Here is a 17,694-nt window from a genome sequence, read left to right on the forward strand (position 1 = left end):
AACAAATGCGGTGCTTGAACTCTGGCCGATACCACGTATGACTTTTTCATATTCCCTAGCGCAAACCGGAGCGGTTGCAGAACAATCTGTACTGGTCGGAACGTCTGCCGTTGCGCGTTGGCATTGGGTGCAGACACAGATCCTTCATCATCCTGATTTGTCGACTTCCGAAATCTGTGTTGCCATCGTTCTGGCGTCTCACGTTAATGATCGCACGCAGGCATGCTTCCCCAAGATTGAAACGATTGCCAGTGAGGCAAAACTGTCTGATCGTAAGGTGCGTCAAGCACTCAAGCGTTTGGCCGAGCTTGGATTGGTGGCCAAACTGAACCGGGCGGTTGGCAGACTTCGTAATCGCAATGCTTATCAGTTGATCGGTCTTGGCTCTAAACCGGCATCTGGTTCCATCATACCGGCATCAGATTCCGGTGTTAAACCGGCACGTGATGCCGGTTCCAATAAGAAGAACACGGATAAAGAAGAAAACACGGATGAAAAGGAACAGGCAAATTCCGTTTCTGGAACCGGCGCTACCGTCCTTCCTGCCGTCGATGATCAATGTTTGATTTTAGCCAGGGAGTGGCAGCGGCTTTGTGCCGAACCATGGACACTGGCGAATGCGTGTTTGCGGGTGAATGAAGCAATTGATCGTGTTGGCATTGATGCGGTCAGGCATGAGCTTGAAGGTTTACGACAGAAGGGAAAAAGACCTTCTCGTCTGATGCTTCTTGATGCTCTGGACGATCTGGAGGCCAGCGAATCATCGGCGCAAGAGCCTTCTCAATTGCCGCAGGTTTTTAACGAAGACGCACCAGATGCATGGCGGGAGATATGCCGGGTGATTTCTGCGGGGGAACTCCCGGGCTGCCATCGACCAGCGGCATGGCTGACGAAAATCAAGGCATCGATAACCGGTCAGACGTTGAACTTGGGCGCGCAAACTCGATGCGTGCAAGACATGGTGCAGAATCATTTAATGGCAGACATCAGAAGGCATGCAGCCCAACGAGGACTTATCGCAGTTGATGTATCCTATGTCGGTAGATAGTTGCAGTCCAAGCCTTCGGACGTCTTGCTGTCAGAACGGATCGCAATTTTATCGCCCCATGAATCCTCGTTTTGGATACTGATCCGCACACGTGTTTTTAAGCAACTCAATGCTTTTACGGTGTCTTGAGTCGGGTTCAGTCCGCTGTGAAATGAGCGGTCATGCTGAACACATATTCTTTATTCAGACAGACAAGAGAGGGGTTCAGTCCGCTGTGAAATAAGCGGTCATGCTGAACCTTGAATTTATTCAATTTTGACGAATCACAGGTTCAGTCCGCTGTGAAATAAGCGGTCATGCTGAACAAACCACTGCTCACCCGATGGAGGCACGCATGGGTTCAGTCCGCTGTGAAATAAGCGGTCATGCTGAACATACTTAATATCTTCACCTTACCGTTACAGACCTTGGGTTCAGTCCGCTGTGAAATAAGCGGTCATGCTGAACTTAGCTCTTGTAACCTATTGATTTCATTTTGTCCAAACACTGCATTTCTGAACCAGACTACAAAATTCACTTTCCGACGTCCGTTTTGATGGCATGCTGGTGTGGATGGATTGATATTATACAACGATATCAATTGCATATTGTAAATCTGAACCTGATTTCAGCTTTTTCATTTATTCGCCCGTTTTGGGTGGTAGCGCGGTAGAGGTGCCATCAAACAATTTTCGGTTTTTTGAATATAAAACTGTTGAACCATAGGATGTATGGAAATTAATATTTTCAACGCCATAGCAGGAGGGGTTAATGAAGATATTGCGTTCCAAAGGATTGAGTTATACCGAGGCGGGAAAAGTCGGTCAGGATAGCGGCACGCTTGCACGTGGATTGGCGTTAAAGGGTGAAAATGCCCTGACGCCCAACGCATTCAGAGAAGAACTGCGGGTCGAACCGGAGAAACTGGCTGATTTTGTCGGTGAAGATTATGCGCTGGTGCTGCGCCAGACGGTTTCGGTTCTGGACAAGATTATTCGCAAACCCGGATCGCTGCGCAAATGTGCGCTGCAAACTTATGTTGATCGCACGTTTCTTGCAGCAGAACTTTGGCGGCGCTTGTCAGATCGGTGCAAGGATGGCATTGCGTCCCTGCCTGACGGGCAAGAGGCGTTCAAGCAGTTTGCGGCAAGTTGGGACTGGAAAGTCCACCCCTATGCGCGCAAGCAATGCGACACGAATTCGCCGCAAACCGATATGAATGCCAAGTTTATCGTCGATTTCGGGGATCCCCGTGTTACGCGTGAAGATGCCAACGGGCGTTGGCATAACGTGTTTTGGGATGAGAAAGGCGGCAAACCCGATTACGCCGCGACTGCGGATGCGATTTTTGATCATCTGTTTGTTCAGGAATTGACCATCAAGGGTAAAGTCCGTGAGAAACTGAACACCGAAACCGGAAAGGTTGAGCCCACTGGGTGCGGGTTGATCGCAAGGCGTGGTGCCAGCATTGCCAAGAGTGCGAACGATCCACGGACCCTGCGATCTGCAAATAAAGTCCTGCCGCGAGAACTGGATATTCTCGTGCCCTATTTCGAAAGCGATATCGCGGCCAAAATATTTGATGCGATCACACGTGAAACCAATCAGAGAGCGTCCTTCGATGCCCGGCGTGTGGGCAGCATGTTGTTTGATCATTTCAAGCCGTTGCTTGATGCCTATGCGGAGGATGATGAAACCCGCCGGGAACTTTGGAAGCTGCACAACAAGGTCCGGCAATTTTATCAAAAGACCCTGCGCAGTGAACGGTTCCGGCGTGCTTTTCGGGATGCGCATAACGATAACGCAGTGGCAGACGAACCAGTTGCAAGCGAAATCTTGGAAAAGGTATTGCCCGAAAACAGCAACCGGCTCTGTAATGTGCTTGTGGCAAAAGACCGCAATGCCGATATCAGCAAGCTGATCCGTCTGGGCAAAATGGTGGTGCATGCCAGCAATCTGCCCACCGATACGTCCGATCCGCAAAAAGTGTTTGAAGAGCGTATGAATTATTTCGCGACCAGCGATGGTCAAAGCGAGATCAAGCGCAACGAAGCATTTACCCGCGTATGGCGGAACTCTGTTGCAATGTCACTTCGTACACTCAAGGCCTGGGTGGATCCGCAAAACACCGTCTCGGTGACAAGCAAAGGCGGGTTCGAGAACGAAGATATAGCCAGTGCCAATGTCGGGGCTGTTTTATGCGGGGAGCGGTTCAATATAGAACAGTTCAATGCCCACCTGCCATTGGTGTTTGGCGATAAAGAGGTTGCCAACAACGATGGCAAAAGCCGGGCCGCGATTTTCGCTGATATTCCTGATGCGGATAAAGTTGAAATGCAGTGGGCCTTTTTGCGTCTTGCAGCCGAATTGCGCAACCGCTGCAACCATTTCAACACCAAGGATCGACTGGTCAGCGTGCTGTCAGGCGGGGTTCTGAAACCGATGAACAGCGACCGTCCGATAGCCATGGTCAACCGGCGCGGAGCAGATGTCAGCGACCGCGTTCTTGGGAAGCTTGGTGAACTGCTTGCATTTGATCGCAAGTTGCAGGCCAACGTGCTGCTTGATGACCTGAACCGTCTGGAAGTACGCCGGTATGTTTCCGAGGAAAACCTTGAAGCATTACTCGGAAACATTCGTCCGGTTCCAGGTCATGACCTGATCGCGCCAAAGTTTATGTCGGTTATCCGCCGTGCGCACGAAACCGGCAAGCCTCTAAAAGACCGCGACGGCAATGTGACCCAGCCGGAAAAACATCTGGCCGGTTTTGCCAAGCTTGATCTTGATAACATTGCCATGACAAATCGCGGCCCCAACCATTTTAAGATTGGTGTCTTGCGGATGCTTTATGGTGCCGGGTTCCAGGCATGGCTTAATGATCGTGAGGACGCGGACAAGGCATTTGTCGGGAAAACGGTGCAGCGTGTGCTCAAAGCACAGCATGACCGTGTTACACGGGCGAAGGAAAAGGCATTCTATTTCACAGCGGAAAGCATTCTTGATGAAATGCAGCTTGAGAAAGCCGCAAGCCTGAACGAACTTTTCGCGACGCTTCTTTCGCGAAGCAGCGTGCAAGAGCGTGAAAACCAGAGTTATCGTGCCAACGCGGGTGTCCAGAAGGATCGTTCAGATATTCTCAACCGGTTTAAACTGGATCTGTTTGGTGATCTTTTCGGAACCTATCTGGTTGAACAGAACCTTGATTGGATCTGGCGCGTCAAGGATCTGTTGCCAGAAGATGAAAACCCCCAGCCTTTGATGACTGGCGATCTGGGCGAAGCCGAAGGCAAGAGTGATGGCCCTTGGAAGGCGCAGTTCTATGGCTGGCTTTATCTGGTGCCAAGCGACGAGATCTCCTTGCTGCGCTACCAGTTCCGCAAAACGCTTGTGCTAGAGGGTAAAAGTGCGGGCGAAACACCGGCCGGGCTTGTCGCCCTGCTTGATGATATTGATGAATTGATGGGCCTTTATACTGCGGTTCAATCAGCCGGTTTCAGTGGCAAGGAACATGTGGCCAGGCTTGGTGCGGATACGTCATTTTACGAGGATGCCGATCAGTTCGCCCAAATCTATTCCGAGGAGAACGAAACCCATCATATGTCGTTCCCCGGAACGCGTCGTGGATTGCGCCAAATTCTGCGATTTGGCGATCTGGGTGTCCTGAAAAAGGTTTTTGACCGCCACAAGATCACCCGCGAAGAGGTTGATACGTTTGCGTCGCTTTTGCGTGATGACACCAAGAAGCTGTTTGAAAAACGCAATAACCTGCGCGATCAGATTTTCGCCGCCGTCGATGCCCGAAAGACCGACACCCCACAATTTAAGGAATTGTGCGGCACATATCGCGATCTTGCCAGCCAAACAGCGCTTTATCAGTTCCAGGCAGCGGGCGCACGTTTGACCGAGCATGCACGTTTGCACCACTTGCTTTTGAAAGTCGTCGGACGATTGACGGACTTTACCCTAACCTGGGAGCGGGACCAGCATTGTTTGATGCTTGGCATGCTCTATCGCGTATTTACGGATCGGAACGATCTGTTCGAGATCGATGTGCGCGATCAGCGGGTCGGAATTGTTCTCGACGATGAAAGTCGGCAGATCTTCGAGAACCGCGTTCTTGATGACCTTGAACGCTTCGATGTGAAACTTGGCAAGCGCGCGCTTGAGCAACTCAAATCCGATCTTGAAGCCGGATTTGTTCCGCTTTGGGGGAATGGCTTTGCTTTACGCAACCACTACCAGCTTCAATCCCTGCTGCCGGAAGGCTATCGTGCGCAATTCAACCGGTATTTCGGTAAGTTGGAGGCTGAAAATCCCCGTGATGTTGCAGCCGATAAACGGCGCAAAAAAGCAGGACACATGCAGCGCAATACTGGCAGGCCGCAACGCAACCGTGAGTCCTATCAGTCACTTAAATCTCAGGTTCGAAATGACTTTGCCCATTTCAATATTCTAAGTAGCAAAAAAGCGCGGCTTAACCTGAATTATGCTGTGAATGCGGTAAGGTCGCTTTTATCCTACGACCGGAAGCTTAAAAACGCCGTTGCAAGGGCGATCAAAGACATTATCGCCGATGAAGGTTTGATTTTGGATTGGCAATTGCATGAGGATCGTTTGCGCAACGCCCGCATCTACCCCAAATGCGAAACGCACCTGGCAACAGTTCGGGCGAGTGAGGACACGGACGTAACCTTCCTGATCCCGCAGGCATCGGTCCGCTATACATCAATGGTCAAAGCGTTGTTTGAATTTGATGCTGGTGGTTATCGGGCACAGGTTGGCCCCGCGGCAGACAAAAAGCGCAAGGGCAGGTTGACTTATCCCGAGGCCGTCTGGCGCCAATACGGGGATGCCATTCCCGATTGCCTGCGCAAGGTTACATACCCCGAATTAGGTTCAGATGTTAAGTAACTAACTGATTATCATGATGAAAATGGCAGCTCCGGCTGCCATTTTTGCGTTGCCGAGGGGTTGAAATGCCAAAAATCCAATCAGGTTCAGAAGAACAGTCTTTGGACAAAACGAAATCAGTGGGTTACAAGAGGTAAGTTCAGCACGACCGCTCATTTCACAGCGGACTGAACCACGCATTTTGCGCCCTCCTTTAGTCAATAAGTGTTCAGCACGACCGCTCATTTCACAGCGGACTGAACCAAGGTCATTGAGATGAGACGAATATCTTGTTCAGCACGACCGCTCATTTCACAGCGGACTGAACCCATCGTTGCCTCCTGATATTTCTACAAACTTACGTTCAGCACGACCGCTCATTTCACAGCGGACTGAACCCATGTGCGTAGTCCTAACTTAACAGTTGAGTTCAGCACGACCGCTCATTTCACAGCGGACTGAACCACGGAATCTATGATGTGTCTTTTAAAACTGTTGTTCAGCACGACCGCTCATTTCACAGCGGACTGAACCCTTTGTTTTCGGTAAGTAAAGATGTTTGTCTGTTCAGCATGAGCGCTTATTTAACAGCGCACTGAACCTCCAAATTCCAGTAGCTCTGTTTTCAATACGCAGTCAGAAGTTTGATCGGGGGATAAGCCTATGGCGCAAACTCAACCGGAAATCTGGGGGCGCGTGACATCGGCGGAAGCCTTGCAGGCCGCTTGGCACAAAGTGCTGGCGAATGGCGGGAGTGCGGGTGGCGACGGCGTCAGTTCGCAGGAATTTGGCAATGATCTGTTTGCCAATCTGACACAGTTGCGCGTGGAATTGCTTGGGCGATCATATCGGTCGCGCCCGTTCAAGCGTGTGGCCATTCCAAAACGCAAGCCCGGCTATCGGATCTTGACCATCCCGTCAATCCGCGACCGTGTTGTCCATACCGCAATCGCGACGATGTTGCTGCCGATCCTTGAGCCGCTTTTTGAAGACGGGTCGTTTGCCTATCGCCCCGGACGCGGGGTCGTGCATGCGGTCGAATGCATCGAACGTTGGCGCAAGCAGGGCTATAACACAGTGATTGAGGCCGATATCGTCAGCTATTTTGACAATGTCGATCAGGAAATCTTGCTTGAAAAGTTGGGTGACATTATTTCGCCTTTGGATGGTTCGGCGGCCGTTTGTGCGTTGGTTTCGCAAATCCTTGAAGATCAGGCCCGTGCCCTTGGCACGCCAGGCACCGGGTTGGTACAAGGATCCCCCTTATCCCCGATCCTTGCCAACCTTTACCTTGACGCACTCGACGAGGAGATCGATCAACTCGGTGTCAAGATCGTGCGCTTTGCCGATGATTTCGTGATCTTGTGCAAATCGCGCAGGCGCGCCCAAAAGGCATTGGAACATTGTGTGCGTGTTCTTGATGAACATCGCTTGAAATTACACGAAGACGGGACCCGGATTGTCAATTTCGACAAGGGGTTCGATTTCATCGGCTATCTGTTCGTGCGTTCGTTGTCGGTCAAGGAGCAGCGTGAAGAACCGGCATTCGATACCGGGAAACCCGTTAAATCAGAAGTGACCGATGACGGCATCATCGTGCTTGAAGACAAAGGTTCGCGGTACGATCCCGGAAAACGTGTCTTGTACGTCATTGACCCGGAGCATCGACTTGGTGTGCGGAACCAAAGCTTTGCGGTTACAAGGGCGGATGGATCAGAACTGGTTGCCATCCCGCATCGTCGCGTCGGGCGTATTGAAATCGGGACAGATGTGCGGTTTGATCGGGCACCGATCGATTTGGCGCTGAGATCAGGGATCGAACTGGCCTTGATTGATGCGATGGGACAAGGTGCTGGTTACGTTTCAGCCGGACCGGGACGGCACGCCGGATTGCAAATGGCGCAAGCGCGTTCGGTGCTTGATGACGGTTTTCGCACCGCAATCGCCGCAAAACTGGTTGATCGGCGCATTCGCAATCAAAGAACGCAGCTATCGCGCCTGAACCGAAAGCACCAGCATCCCGACGTAACGGAAGCGTTGGACAAAATGCAACTGGCATTGCGCAAAATCCCCAGTCATACCTCGATCGAGCAGTTTCGTGGTGTCGAAGGCAGTGCAACAGCCCTTTACTGGCCTGCATTGATGATGTTGCTGGCAGATAGGGACATTTTGCCAGCCGGGCGGTTTACCCGTTCTCGTCCGGCGCGTGATCCGGTCAACGCGGTTTTGAACTATCTGACCGGTATTCTGGAGCGCGATATTCGTGCCGCAATTCAGTCGGCAAACTTGCATCCCGGTTTTGGATTTCTTCACGCCAGCAAGGATCGTCATGACGGGTTGGTTTATGATTTGATGGAACCGTTCCGTGCACCACTGGCAGAAGGATCGGTTGTGTATTTGTTCAACGCGCGTCGCCTGACCCCGCAAATGTTCGAGAAAGTTGGCAATGGGAATATGAATATCTCGGGCGATGGTCGCAATGCGATCATCAAGCATTATGAAACCTCTGTCGCGCGCCGGGTGAAATGCCCCGACGGGAAGGGCCGGTTGTCATGGCGCGCCATGATGAAATGGCAGGCGCAAAATCTTGGCCATGCCGTTCGGGCAGATGATCCGGAACTTTTCACGCCCTATCTGATGGAAGCCTGAACAGGGGAACTACCTGCCATGTCACGATCAAACCGTTTACGCATTCTGTGTTACGACATTTCGTGCAAGAAGCGCCGACGAAAAATCGCCAGACTTCTGGAAGACAAGGCATCACGCGTTCAGTATTCCGTGTTTGAAACAAGATTGTCAGATGGTGCTCTTGCTAGGCTTGTCGACAGTCTGGAGCCTTTTCTGGAAGGCCCGGACAGTTTGCGCGTTTATACCATCGGCCAGACTGGCGAGCGCCATTGTGACGTGCGAGGAGCAGGTATTCCGATCGAAACAGAAACCGGGTATTGGTTGATGTAAATGTCAAATCAGGTTCAGATTTTCTGTAGTGCATTGATTTTAAAATTTAATTATGCGCTTCCGGCAAGGGAAATGCCCGGTGCCGGTGCTAAAATCATGCATTTTGCCATCAGGTTCAGAAAAACAGTCTTTGGACAAAACGAAATCAATGGGTTACAAGAGCTCAGTTCAGCATGACCGCTCATTTCACAGCGGACTGAACCGATGCATAGATGGTTCTTCTTTTTTTCAAAAGTGTAACTTGTTCAGCATGACCGCTCATTTCACAGCGGACTGAACCGATAGTCTAGATGGTTCTCTATCTTTTCTGTTCAGCATGACCGCTCATTTCACAGCGGACTGAACCAAGATTATTGATAACTTGTACACAATCTTGTTCAGCATGACCGCTCATTTCACAGCGGACTGAACCCTCAATCAACAAGGTTTAGGTAGTATACAAGTGTTCAGCATGACCGCTCATTTCACAGCGGACTGAACCTGCGGATGCGCCAAGATGAATAAGTATCTGTTCAGCATGACCGCTCATTTCACAGCGGAGTACGACTTCATTGCCTTGAAGCTTCGACTTGTTGTCGGAGGGGGAAGGCGATAATCTAATTCTTTGATTTCAGGGCTTTGGGGAAACCATGTTTGAACTGCAGGACCATCGGGTCTATTGCCTGCACAGCCTTTTGCTTGAGGCAGGTGAGACACCGGGGGCAAATTTTGCGGGCTTGACCAAGCAACCTGTCATTGGCGGAACGAGCGCCAATCCAGGGTACGGCATGGATGAGCCCACCCAGGTGTGGTTACCGGAAAAATGCCGACCTGCAGCGAAATCGCACTTTGCGGACGTAAACCTGCTGCGCGAGTCGTCCAAGCCTTGCGGGGGCGACTTGTATGCACCGGTTCGCGGTGTGATTTCTGGTGAAACGCCAAACCTTTGCCGGGTTTATACGCTTTCCGAACAGTTTGAGAACTTTCTGGCGCGTGGGGTTCTGTATGAAAAGGACGTCCCCGCCGAGGAACGTTTCAGGTATCAGTTGGCAATGGTTTTGTCCGGTGCTGCGCGTAAAAGATTTGAGAAAGCGTTGGCCGAGGACGACATGCCAACGGAGTTTCTTATCCCTGCTCGCAAGCCGGATGGCGCAATGGGAAAAGACGCATTTGTTGTCCCAATCGAAATTGCAGAGTTCGATCTTTATCAGTTTGCGACTGGTCGGGTAGTTTGCCAGCTATCACTGAAGGCGCGCATGCCAGCTGGGCGTGATTTGCCATCGCCATTATTGGCAGAATTGGTGAGCCATGCGGGTCGTTTTGCCAAACTCGGCTGGATTGAGCATCCCCCATCCATTCTGCAAGCGAAGAGATCGAGGGGAGTTTCGGGCATGGAGGGCGATCAAATGGTCGATATATCCGCGCCGGTTTTGCTTGATGGAATGGATGAATTTACGCTTGGCGGGTTTGTAAACCGGATCGTGCGAGGTCCACGAGGCCGTGCGGCCCGGAGTATGCGGACCTATACGCACGCATTTGCGATGATTTCTCAAAAAAGTACCGGACAGGCGCGCGGTTTACTCGAAGAGTTCAGCAAAAAGCTTGCGCGACAATATACAGATGACTATGCGCTCAGTGCTGACGCGGATGGGCTTCACGAGGTCGCGGACTTTGACAATGTTGTACACATTTTGTCTCGGGAAGGCGGCGCTTCGATTGTTGATCCCTTCAAGAATGGAGAAAAAATACCATTCTTGAGCGACTTTCGTCAGGCAACCTTGGAAAAAAACTATCTGCCGATATCGGTCCTGAATGTGCATCAGCATGCCAGATCGCTCGATCTTCTGACACTCGCGGTGAAAAAGGGCGATGAAGCGCGTGAGCTGGATGTTGTCACCGGCACGGTGTCAGCCCACGACGCGATAGAGGACGAAAAATCAGTCCTACAAGCCTGGGACAAAATGCAGGATGACGTGACGTTGCTTAACAGTCGTTTCCGGTTTCATCAGATCAGCCCGGTCAGCATGCATAACCGGTTCTCCATGGCGCAGCGATTGGCATTGGGGCTTGATGAACTTGAAAAGCACTTGAGCGCGGATCTCGCGGACATGTCGATGCGCATTCAGGCATTGGTATCTATGCGAAGCCAAGCGCGTCAGCATCGGTTTGATCGCTGGTTCTGGTGGGTGCCGATTGTGGGGAGCGGTGTGATCACCGGGATTTTAGTCCTGGAGATTGTGACTGCTGTGTTTGATATGCGCGAAAGTGGCTTTGACATCTGGGAACTGGGTGCGCTTGCAGTGGCCGCAGCCATTACCATTGGTGCAACGTGGTTTGCGTTTCACAAAAGAAAGATTGTGGTCTGAACGGGTCGGTCAGCTCTGCGCGTTTTGTCAGGGTCTTGTCGGTTTGCTAAGATGCTCACGCAGACTGGCAAGAGCGACTTCGGCCTTGTGAACATCTTCAAGTATCCTTGCCTTGTCCCGATGATCAATTTTCCGGTCCGTCAGCGCTTTGTCTACTTCCTGCAGAATTTCTGTTGCGACATAGATGTTGCTTTTTGCCCCTTGCTGGATTTGATCATGTGTCGCGTAAGACGGGGAAGTATCGGTTTCAGCGTTTACGTCTGCTGAAATACGTCTTACGGCCAAAAATCCGGTATCTGCCAAGAGATAGTCCACCAGTTCCCGGCGTTGGGTGATGGAAATCAGCCTGCGAATTTCATCGGCACTAAAGACGACCCGGCCGCGGGCAAGCCGGGAGTAAAAAGTCTGATAGCTGGTTTTAAAGCTATCGGCGGCGTTTTGAATACCGTCGCGCGTTTCCCCAAGCACGCGCCCCACCAGTTGAGAGAACTCCTCCCCGCGATCACCTATCATCGATTGATTGCCCCATTTGGAATTTGTCGTCGGGTTTATCTTTCAGCGCAAAAATAAGAAATTCAATTGTTTTTCGGTGTGTTACTGCAAATTCAGCTTTCAAAAAACGTTTATCAGTTTGAATGACGGTTGTTGTGCCGGATCACAGAATCAGGCTTTCCAATCTGTCAGGGGAGCTATGATGGAAAACAAATCCCTTTTGCGGCGTCTGGTGTCGGGTGCCGGTCAGCACATCGCCCAAAAACGTGAACAACTTGCTCGACAGGCTCAAGAACGTGAAGCGAAACGCAAGGAGGCTGCGCATCAGCAGGTTCTGGCAAGTTATCGGGAACAGATCAGCAAGATCCACACCGAACTGGCAGCGGCGTCTGAGGCCGAGAAAGCAAACCTGCCCGCCTTCCCCGCACCGGCCGAGACCGATATCGACGTTTTGAAGGCCTTTGTTGACAGTCCCGAAATTGAGCATGCCATCCGTACCCGGCGGTTTAATCGCAGGACGACTGCCTTGATCGGCCATTTCGCCGATCCGATGGCAATCATCACGGTCAGTGGCAAGGAAATTCTGGCGGTTGCCGGGATTTCGGCCGGGCAGGCTATGAAGGGTTTCAAGGAAAAAAGCCATATGGTGGCGGGTGTTGCGGCAACCATGGCAACGCGCGGGGCGGCATCGGGGATGATTGCCGGTGCAACGATTGCCAATGCGGCGGCCACGGGATATCGCAACGGCGCGGTCAAAGGGGCCATTCCGTTGTGCCAGTTCCGATTGACGCTTGGGGATTTGTCACCGCAAATGCGCACGATGTTGCGGGTTGCGTCCCTGTCATTTCATTTCGGGCTGATTGATGAAAAGACCTTGTCACGTATCGAGTTTTGCATTCTTTGCAGCCATCCGCATACCGAGGTAGTCGGCCCGAACGGAGCGGACAAATCGGCGGGGATTGCGCGGCATCTTATGCAGGCCCAGGCCTTGAGTTGGCCCAAGGCGCGTGAAACGCTGGTGGTTGCCATCAGGCAGGCGGGCAGTGCCAACAAGATGCTTTGGGCAGGGTCGGACGTGCTTGAGCAGGAGCTATCGGGCTTGTTCCTGACAGTGCAATAGTTTCTGCTTGCCGGGCTCTGAATGCACCCTGTCATGCGCCAGGCGTGGCTGACAGGGTGTTTAAGGTAATCGTCATTCAGGCCAGTGTGCGGCGAAAGCACGGGACGATATCGTTCCATGCCAGGTCTTCAAGCGAGAAGATGTCAACATCCAGCACGCGGGCTTTACCAGTTAAGGGTGGAAAGCGGCTTTTGTCTGTTTGATATTCGTCATAAAGGTCGGTGGTGCAAAACAGGGCAACACGATCATTCGGGCCACCGAAATGATCGACGATATTGTCGGCTTCATGCAGATAAGTGATGAGCCGGTCACGCACGGGCTTGGCCTTGTCTATATCGGATTTGATTGCCTTGCACGAAACAAACAACAGGCGGTCATCCTTGCGGGCAATCAGATCGATTTCATTAAAACCTTCGTCCGCGCCAACCCGCCAGCGTACTTTGCGGCCGGTTTCAACCTCGTCAAATCCGGCGGCCAACGCAGCGAAATAGGCATATTCCTCAAGCCAGCGGCCGGAAAAGAAACCGCGCGCATCAAGGTCGACGGCTTCGTAAATGCTCTCGCCTGTTTTTTGAACAAGATTGCGATCACACATGAATGACAGCATTTGCCGTTGCTTTTCAGTCCTGGGATCAAAGCTATGGCGGTTGCCGGCAAGATGAAGGCGCAGCGGTTCGAAGTCGCGATAATTCTCGGCAATGAAGCGTGCGACCTTGTGGCGTGATTGCAGGTCTTCGTGACTTCGGACATCGCCATCCGGGAAAGTTTCGCGTTCGGCCAACAAACGTTTGATTGATGTGGACATGAAAAGGGCTTTGATTTTCTGAGGAAAAGTGGAGAAGTAATAGTGGTTGGTTTTTGCAACTTAAACAAGGAATTGGTTGTAGTTCGGATGCTGAAGTTGCTCGTGGGTTTGCCGGTTATCGTCAGTTTTGTTGTTTTTGGTGCATTTGATGCACAGGCACGGAACAGCATGAAGTTTGACGGATTTCAGGCCAATGTCGGTGACATCCTGTCGGGTATCGCAACCTACTGCCAGCGTAATCCGGGCCAGATGTCATTCGCAGCATCTGGGAACAACTATCGCGACGAGTTGTTTCGCGAGGCTTGCGGTGGCGGATTGACGGGTCAAATGCTCCCGTTCGGGGATTGGGGTGTGATGTATCAAAAGGCCGACTATCCCGATGGGCGCAAATCGATTTTTTCAGTGGGTAAACAGTTTACTTTTGGCGGGCAGGAATATCTGATCGTGATTGGCGAGGAGATGCTTGTTCGTTTCCCCGGGCAGGAAAAAGAAGAAATCACATGGCGTCCGGCAGCTCTTTTGAATGTACGTGACGGCGAACCCGCGCGATGGGTTGAGGTTATCGACTATGTTGCTCCGAACCGCGCTGGCTGGAATGTCCGTGCTGGATCTTTTTCTGATTTCTCGGTTGGGCAGCGTCACCCGGATGAACATGTTCATGCAATCTGGCAACGGTTTGTTGCCGCCGATTTTGGCAAGCTGGTGCGCAAAATGAAAGACATGGATTGGCCAGACTGAAATGCCCAATTGCGTTTCATTTCGGGGTGTTTTAGCTGCTTTGTCGTGAGCCGGATTGCCGCAGGTTCGGCTCGGGCACTTCTTCGGAGTTGGGCGTGGGGGCTGGGCTTGTCAGCCGGTCTGAGCAGTCATGATAAAAGGGGTTCGGATCATAGAGATCTGCAAAGGACGGATCGTAGCGGTAATCGATTTGTTTGGCTTTGAGAGACTGCCCACCCCGAAACAACAGCAACTGCGCACCGGGTGGAATATGGAGCGAGCAACCTTCGTCCCAAGGATCACAGAGTGATGCCAGTTCATTCAAGGCTAACGTCTGATTGTGTCCAAGAATTTGAATGACGCCACTATTGTTCAGGATGGATTTCCAGTCCGTCGGATAAATGGACTTAAGCTGTGACAGGTCCTGCCAGAAAGTCCAAAGCCGCAATCCGTATCCCCGCATCAGGGTGATTGCCGTGCGGATTTCATCAAGCGTTCCCAGTTGGGCTGCTTCATCGACAAATAGTGTGGTTGGTTGTTCGGGCGGACGTGTGCGCCTGGCAATAAGCTGAATCAGACTGGCCAGCCAAATACGCAAAAGTGCGGTATGGGATCGCAATTTTTCAGGTGGAAAGACGATATAGATCGTTACGGGTTTTCCCGTGACAAAGTCATCAATCGAAAAGCTTGTACGCGCTGTGGCGCGGGCGATCAGTTTGCTGGCAAATATCGCGCAATGTGAAAGGGCAACTGTCTGGATTGATCCACGGGTCTTTTCCGGTGATGCGACAGTCATGCCGATCTTGGTCTGGATAAACGGACTATGATTTGCAAGTTCTTCCTGTGTGAAGGTGCGCAAGCCGCCATAATTATCGCCAAGCAGGTTGTGAAGCTCTCTCAATGTCTGCAACGATTTGGGGCCATCAAAACGCAAATATGCAAGGATGCCGGAAATCAAATCACAGGCGGCGCGGTCCCAAAACGGATCAGTTTTTGATCGCCCAGTGACCAGCATGTCGGCCATTGCGACGGTGTCGTCCTCAAGTTGGTCATTTTCCTTGCGCAAGACATCAAGCGGATTGAATTGATCGGTCACGGCATCAGGTGTGAAATTTGAAATGACGTCAAACGGATCAAGCAAAACGATCCGGTGCCCCATGCGGGCGCGAGCACGTGCGGTGACAAGGTAGTTCTCGCCCTTGGGGTCGATTACCACTGCTGGTCCCGTGTTGCGTAACAGGTTGGGGATAATTGCCCCGGTTCCCTTGCCAGCACCGGTAGAGGCGATTGTGGTAATGTGATCTTCGGGGGCGGCATGGATGTTTTGTGTCCAAGAGAGCTTGCCATCTACTGTGCCCGGTTTACCGATGAAGTCTCCGAGAAGTGGTGGGCAAAATTTTGTGCTCAACATATGACACGCTCCAACGTTTCAAACAGGACCGTCGAAGGTGAATTGGTGGAGCGTATCGGGCAATCAAAACACTCAGTTGATTTTGAATTCGAATTTTACGGAAGGGAGCTCTTACAACTGGATGACCGAGCCGATGTACAAAATTGTTTCTGGAAATGATAGGACAACTGCGTTCGGTTGGAGAACTGTTCTCCGATAATACATGCCGCAGCTGCGACCTTTAGCTATTGTTTATAATCATCTGAAAATCGAACTTCACTTTGCAAGTATAGCTATCAGGTTCGTCCCGGGATTTTATGATAGCTAAACACTGAATTTTCTGACGCATGGACGCAACGGCTTCGGGATCACGAGACCAGGTTCGTAATTTTGCGATGCAGTTTTGATGTTGGTGGACAATGTTTTGGAGTTTCTTTGGAAAAGCGCAATCGGCAAGCTCGCGCTTGTGATGTGCGATATCTAGCTTCGTGCGTTGGATCTGTTCTGCTTTGTCGTCGAAAAATGCGCGTATTTCAGTTGAACGTGCATCTGGGCCCAGAGCATCGATAACCTTGTTGATGCTGGCGCGAAGATCTTCGAGATGCTGAGTTAGGCGTTCAATCTCGCGTGCGTGATGAGCGCGAACTTTTTGGATTTCATCGCTCTCGAAATGCTCGATGATCTTTGCCTCGTCGAGTTCAGCGACAGCGTCTAACACTAGCTTGATGATCTCGTCATAGTGAAGGTTCCTGTTCGCGCAGCCTTTGACTGGGCAAGAATAATGCTTTGCATAGGTCGCTGTGATTTTCTGATTGTGCTCCCCGCAATAGAGTTTGCCGCCAAACACCGCATTGGCACGCTTCTTCGTGACAGTCTGTTTGCGACGCCATTCCTTTGAGCGGCGAATGGATGTCTCGCGCTTCTCCTGTTCTGTCATCACAGTGGGTATCATTTTGCGCTGAAGGTGTTTGCTGGATCGTTCATCAAGAGCCTTCTGGACTTTTGCAAAAGTCTCATCGTCAATGATGGTCAGTTCGGGGATTGGGACTGTGATCCATTCCTTTTCCGGACGCATGATTGACAGGCGTTTTCCGTTTTCCGGATGTTTGCGGTACTGCATTTTGTTGAAGGTTACGACGCCGTTATAGAGCGTCTGGCGAAGCATTCCCGTTTGTCTGACGAACGAGCCAACAAGGCTTGAGGGTGCCCATTTCCCGCCTTTGGGGGAATCAATGCCGCGCCGGTTTAGATCGTCGCAGATATGTTTCAGCTTCCTGCCTTCGGCGTAATATTCAAATATCTCGCGAATGATTGCAGCTTGCTCGTCGTTGATCTTGCGCTTTCCTCGAATGGGTTCGCCAAACTCGTCAAGAGCATGAACCAGATCGTAGCCGTAGAGCTGGCCGCCAGGAACCCCGCCGCGAAGAACAGCTGCGATCACGCCACGATGGGTCTTGTCAGACAGATCCTTGAGATAGAGCGCATTCATAGTGCTTTTCAGGCCAATATGCAGCTCGTTGATTACCCCATCTGTGACGGTCTCAATAGGAAGGCCCAAGAACATCATTTTTTTGAAGAAATTGGCAGTGTCGGCCTGGTCTCTGCTGATGCGGCTAAGGTCCTCTGCAACGACACCCTCAAATCGTCCGTTTAGCGCTGCGACCAGAAGGGCGCCAATCCCAGGTCTGTTAGCAATGTGAGAACCTGAAATGCCCTCATCAAAAAACACGTCGGCAACCTGATAGCCTTTGACGCTGCAATATTCTCGGCAGCGTCGGATCTGATCCTGGGTACTGGTTTCCTGTTTGTCCGTTGAGTGGCGGGCGTAGATTGCTACATGCACTGATTGTATCCTCGAAGATTGGATCAGATTGATTACCTTTCGGGATTGCTGATGCGCAAGGGTAAAACAGCGATTTCTCTTAAGGGTAGGTATTTAAGAAAATGCTG

11 protein-coding genes and 3 CRISPR repeat arrays are annotated in these 17,694 nt (G+C 51.4%); of the genes, 7 read left to right on the forward strand and 4 right to left on the reverse strand.

The genetic code is table 11. The features are described from left to right. Nucleotides 1-10 precede the first annotated feature (10 nt). The 5 genes from ACXAF0_RS08160 (at nt 11) to ACXAF0_RS08180 (ending at nt 11,220) form a co-directional block, all read left to right on the forward strand. Nucleotides 11-1,048 carry a helix-turn-helix domain-containing protein gene (locus ACXAF0_RS08160; RefSeq protein ID WP_475345388.1) on the forward strand — a complete coding sequence of 346 codons (1,038 nt, stop codon included), beginning with the start codon at nt 11-13 and terminating at the stop codon, nt 1,046-1,048. Between the two features lie 133 nt (nt 1,049-1,181). Beyond that, nucleotides 1,182-1,495: a CRISPR direct-repeat array (repeat unit 37 nt; unit sequence GGTTCAGTCCGCTGTGAAATAAGCGGTCATGCTGAAC). Between the two features lie 303 nt (nt 1,496-1,798). Next, entirely contained in the window at nt 1,799-5,938 is a 4,140-nt protein-coding gene (gene cas13a, locus ACXAF0_RS08165) for a type VI-A CRISPR-associated RNA-guided ribonuclease Cas13a (RefSeq protein WP_475345389.1), read from the forward strand. A 137-nt stretch (nt 5,939-6,075) separates the two neighbouring features. After that, a CRISPR array of direct repeats spans nt 6,076-6,519; the repeat unit is 37 nt; unit sequence GTTCAGCACGACCGCTCATTTCACAGCGGACTGAACC. 61 nt (nt 6,520-6,580) lie between these two features. Continuing rightward, nucleotides 6,581-8,566, forward strand: a complete 1,986-nt coding sequence (gene cas1, locus ACXAF0_RS08170) for a CRISPR-associated endonuclease Cas1 (RefSeq protein ID WP_475345390.1) — start codon at nt 6,581-6,583, stop codon at nt 8,564-8,566. Between the two features lie 18 nt (nt 8,567-8,584). Continuing rightward, complete coding sequence (gene cas2 / locus ACXAF0_RS08175) at nt 8,585-8,875, forward strand: CRISPR-associated endonuclease Cas2 (protein WP_475345391.1); 291 nt, start codon at nt 8,585-8,587, stop codon at nt 8,873-8,875. Between the two features lie 165 nt (nt 8,876-9,040). Beyond that, a CRISPR array of direct repeats spans nt 9,041-9,422; the repeat unit is 38 nt; unit sequence TGTTCAGCATGACCGCTCATTTCACAGCGGACTGAACC. An 82-nt stretch (nt 9,423-9,504) separates the two neighbouring features. Further along, nucleotides 9,505-11,220 carry a hypothetical protein gene (locus tag ACXAF0_RS08180; protein WP_475345392.1) on the forward strand — a complete coding sequence of 572 codons (1,716 nt, stop codon included), beginning with the start codon at nt 9,505-9,507 and terminating at the stop codon, nt 11,218-11,220. A gap of 27 nt (nt 11,221-11,247) precedes the next feature. On the opposite strand, the gene ACXAF0_RS08185 is transcribed toward ACXAF0_RS08180, so the two are convergent. Next, a complete protein-coding gene (locus ACXAF0_RS08185; protein ID WP_475345393.1) occupies nt 11,248-11,733 on the reverse strand; it encodes a phage regulatory CII family protein in 486 nt (161 codons plus the stop codon). A gap of 181 nt (nt 11,734-11,914) precedes the next feature. Here ACXAF0_RS08185 and ACXAF0_RS08190 point away from each other — a divergent pair, with 181 nt between their 5' ends. Then, a complete protein-coding gene (locus ACXAF0_RS08190) occupies nt 11,915-12,832 on the forward strand; it encodes a hypothetical protein (protein ID WP_475345394.1) in 918 nt (305 codons plus the stop codon). Between the two features lie 76 nt (nt 12,833-12,908). On the opposite strand, the gene ACXAF0_RS08195 is transcribed toward ACXAF0_RS08190, so the two are convergent. Further along, nucleotides 12,909-13,637, reverse strand: coding sequence for a Card1-like endonuclease domain-containing protein (locus ACXAF0_RS08195; protein WP_475345395.1), 729 nt, complete (start codon nt 13,635-13,637; stop codon nt 12,909-12,911). Between the two features lie 87 nt (nt 13,638-13,724). Here ACXAF0_RS08195 and ACXAF0_RS08200 point away from each other — a divergent pair, with 87 nt between their 5' ends. Then, entirely contained in the window at nt 13,725-14,375 is a 651-nt protein-coding gene (locus ACXAF0_RS08200) for a hypothetical protein (protein WP_475345396.1), read from the forward strand. Between the two features lie 31 nt (nt 14,376-14,406). Here the strand turns inward: ACXAF0_RS08200 and ACXAF0_RS08205 are convergent, their stop codons facing one another. Together ACXAF0_RS08205 and ACXAF0_RS08210 are read right to left on the reverse strand one after the other, a co-directional pair. Then, complete coding sequence (locus ACXAF0_RS08205; RefSeq protein ID WP_475345397.1) at nt 14,407-15,765, reverse strand: type IV secretory system conjugative DNA transfer family protein; 1,359 nt, start codon at nt 15,763-15,765, stop codon at nt 14,407-14,409. Nucleotides 15,766-15,985: 220 nt separating this feature from the next. Continuing rightward, nucleotides 15,986-17,587, reverse strand: coding sequence for a recombinase family protein (locus ACXAF0_RS08210; RefSeq protein ID WP_475345398.1), 1,602 nt, complete (start codon nt 17,585-17,587; stop codon nt 15,986-15,988). Nucleotides 17,588-17,694: the final 107 nt, after the last annotated feature.

Source organism: Thalassospira sp. ABD4_177 (assembly GCF_056160125.1).

Bases quoted from the DNA above. Each gene is read 5' to 3' on its own strand.
- cas13a (WP_475345389.1), top strand. From the start codon at position 1,799: ATGAAGATATTGCGTTCCAAAGGATTGAGTTATACCGAGGCGGGAAAA.
- cas1 (WP_475345390.1), top strand. From the start codon at position 6,581: ATGGCGCAAACTCAACCGGAAATCTGGGGGCGCGTGACATCGGCGGAA.
- cas2 (WP_475345391.1), top strand. From the start codon at position 8,585: ATGTCACGATCAAACCGTTTACGCATTCTGTGTTACGACATTTCGTGC.
- ACXAF0_RS08180 (WP_475345392.1), top strand. From the start codon at position 9,505: ATGTTTGAACTGCAGGACCATCGGGTCTATTGCCTGCACAGCCTTTTG.
- ACXAF0_RS08185 (WP_475345393.1), bottom strand. From the start codon at position 11,733: ATGATAGGTGATCGCGGGGAGGAGTTCTCTCAACTGGTGGGGCGCGTG.
- ACXAF0_RS08190 (WP_475345394.1), top strand. From the start codon at position 11,915: ATGGAAAACAAATCCCTTTTGCGGCGTCTGGTGTCGGGTGCCGGTCAG.
- ACXAF0_RS08195 (WP_475345395.1), bottom strand. From the start codon at position 13,637: ATGTCCACATCAATCAAACGTTTGTTGGCCGAACGCGAAACTTTCCCG.
- ACXAF0_RS08200 (WP_475345396.1), top strand. From the start codon at position 13,725: ATGCTGAAGTTGCTCGTGGGTTTGCCGGTTATCGTCAGTTTTGTTGTT.
- ACXAF0_RS08205 (WP_475345397.1), bottom strand. From the start codon at position 15,765: ATGTTGAGCACAAAATTTTGCCCACCACTTCTCGGAGACTTCATCGGT.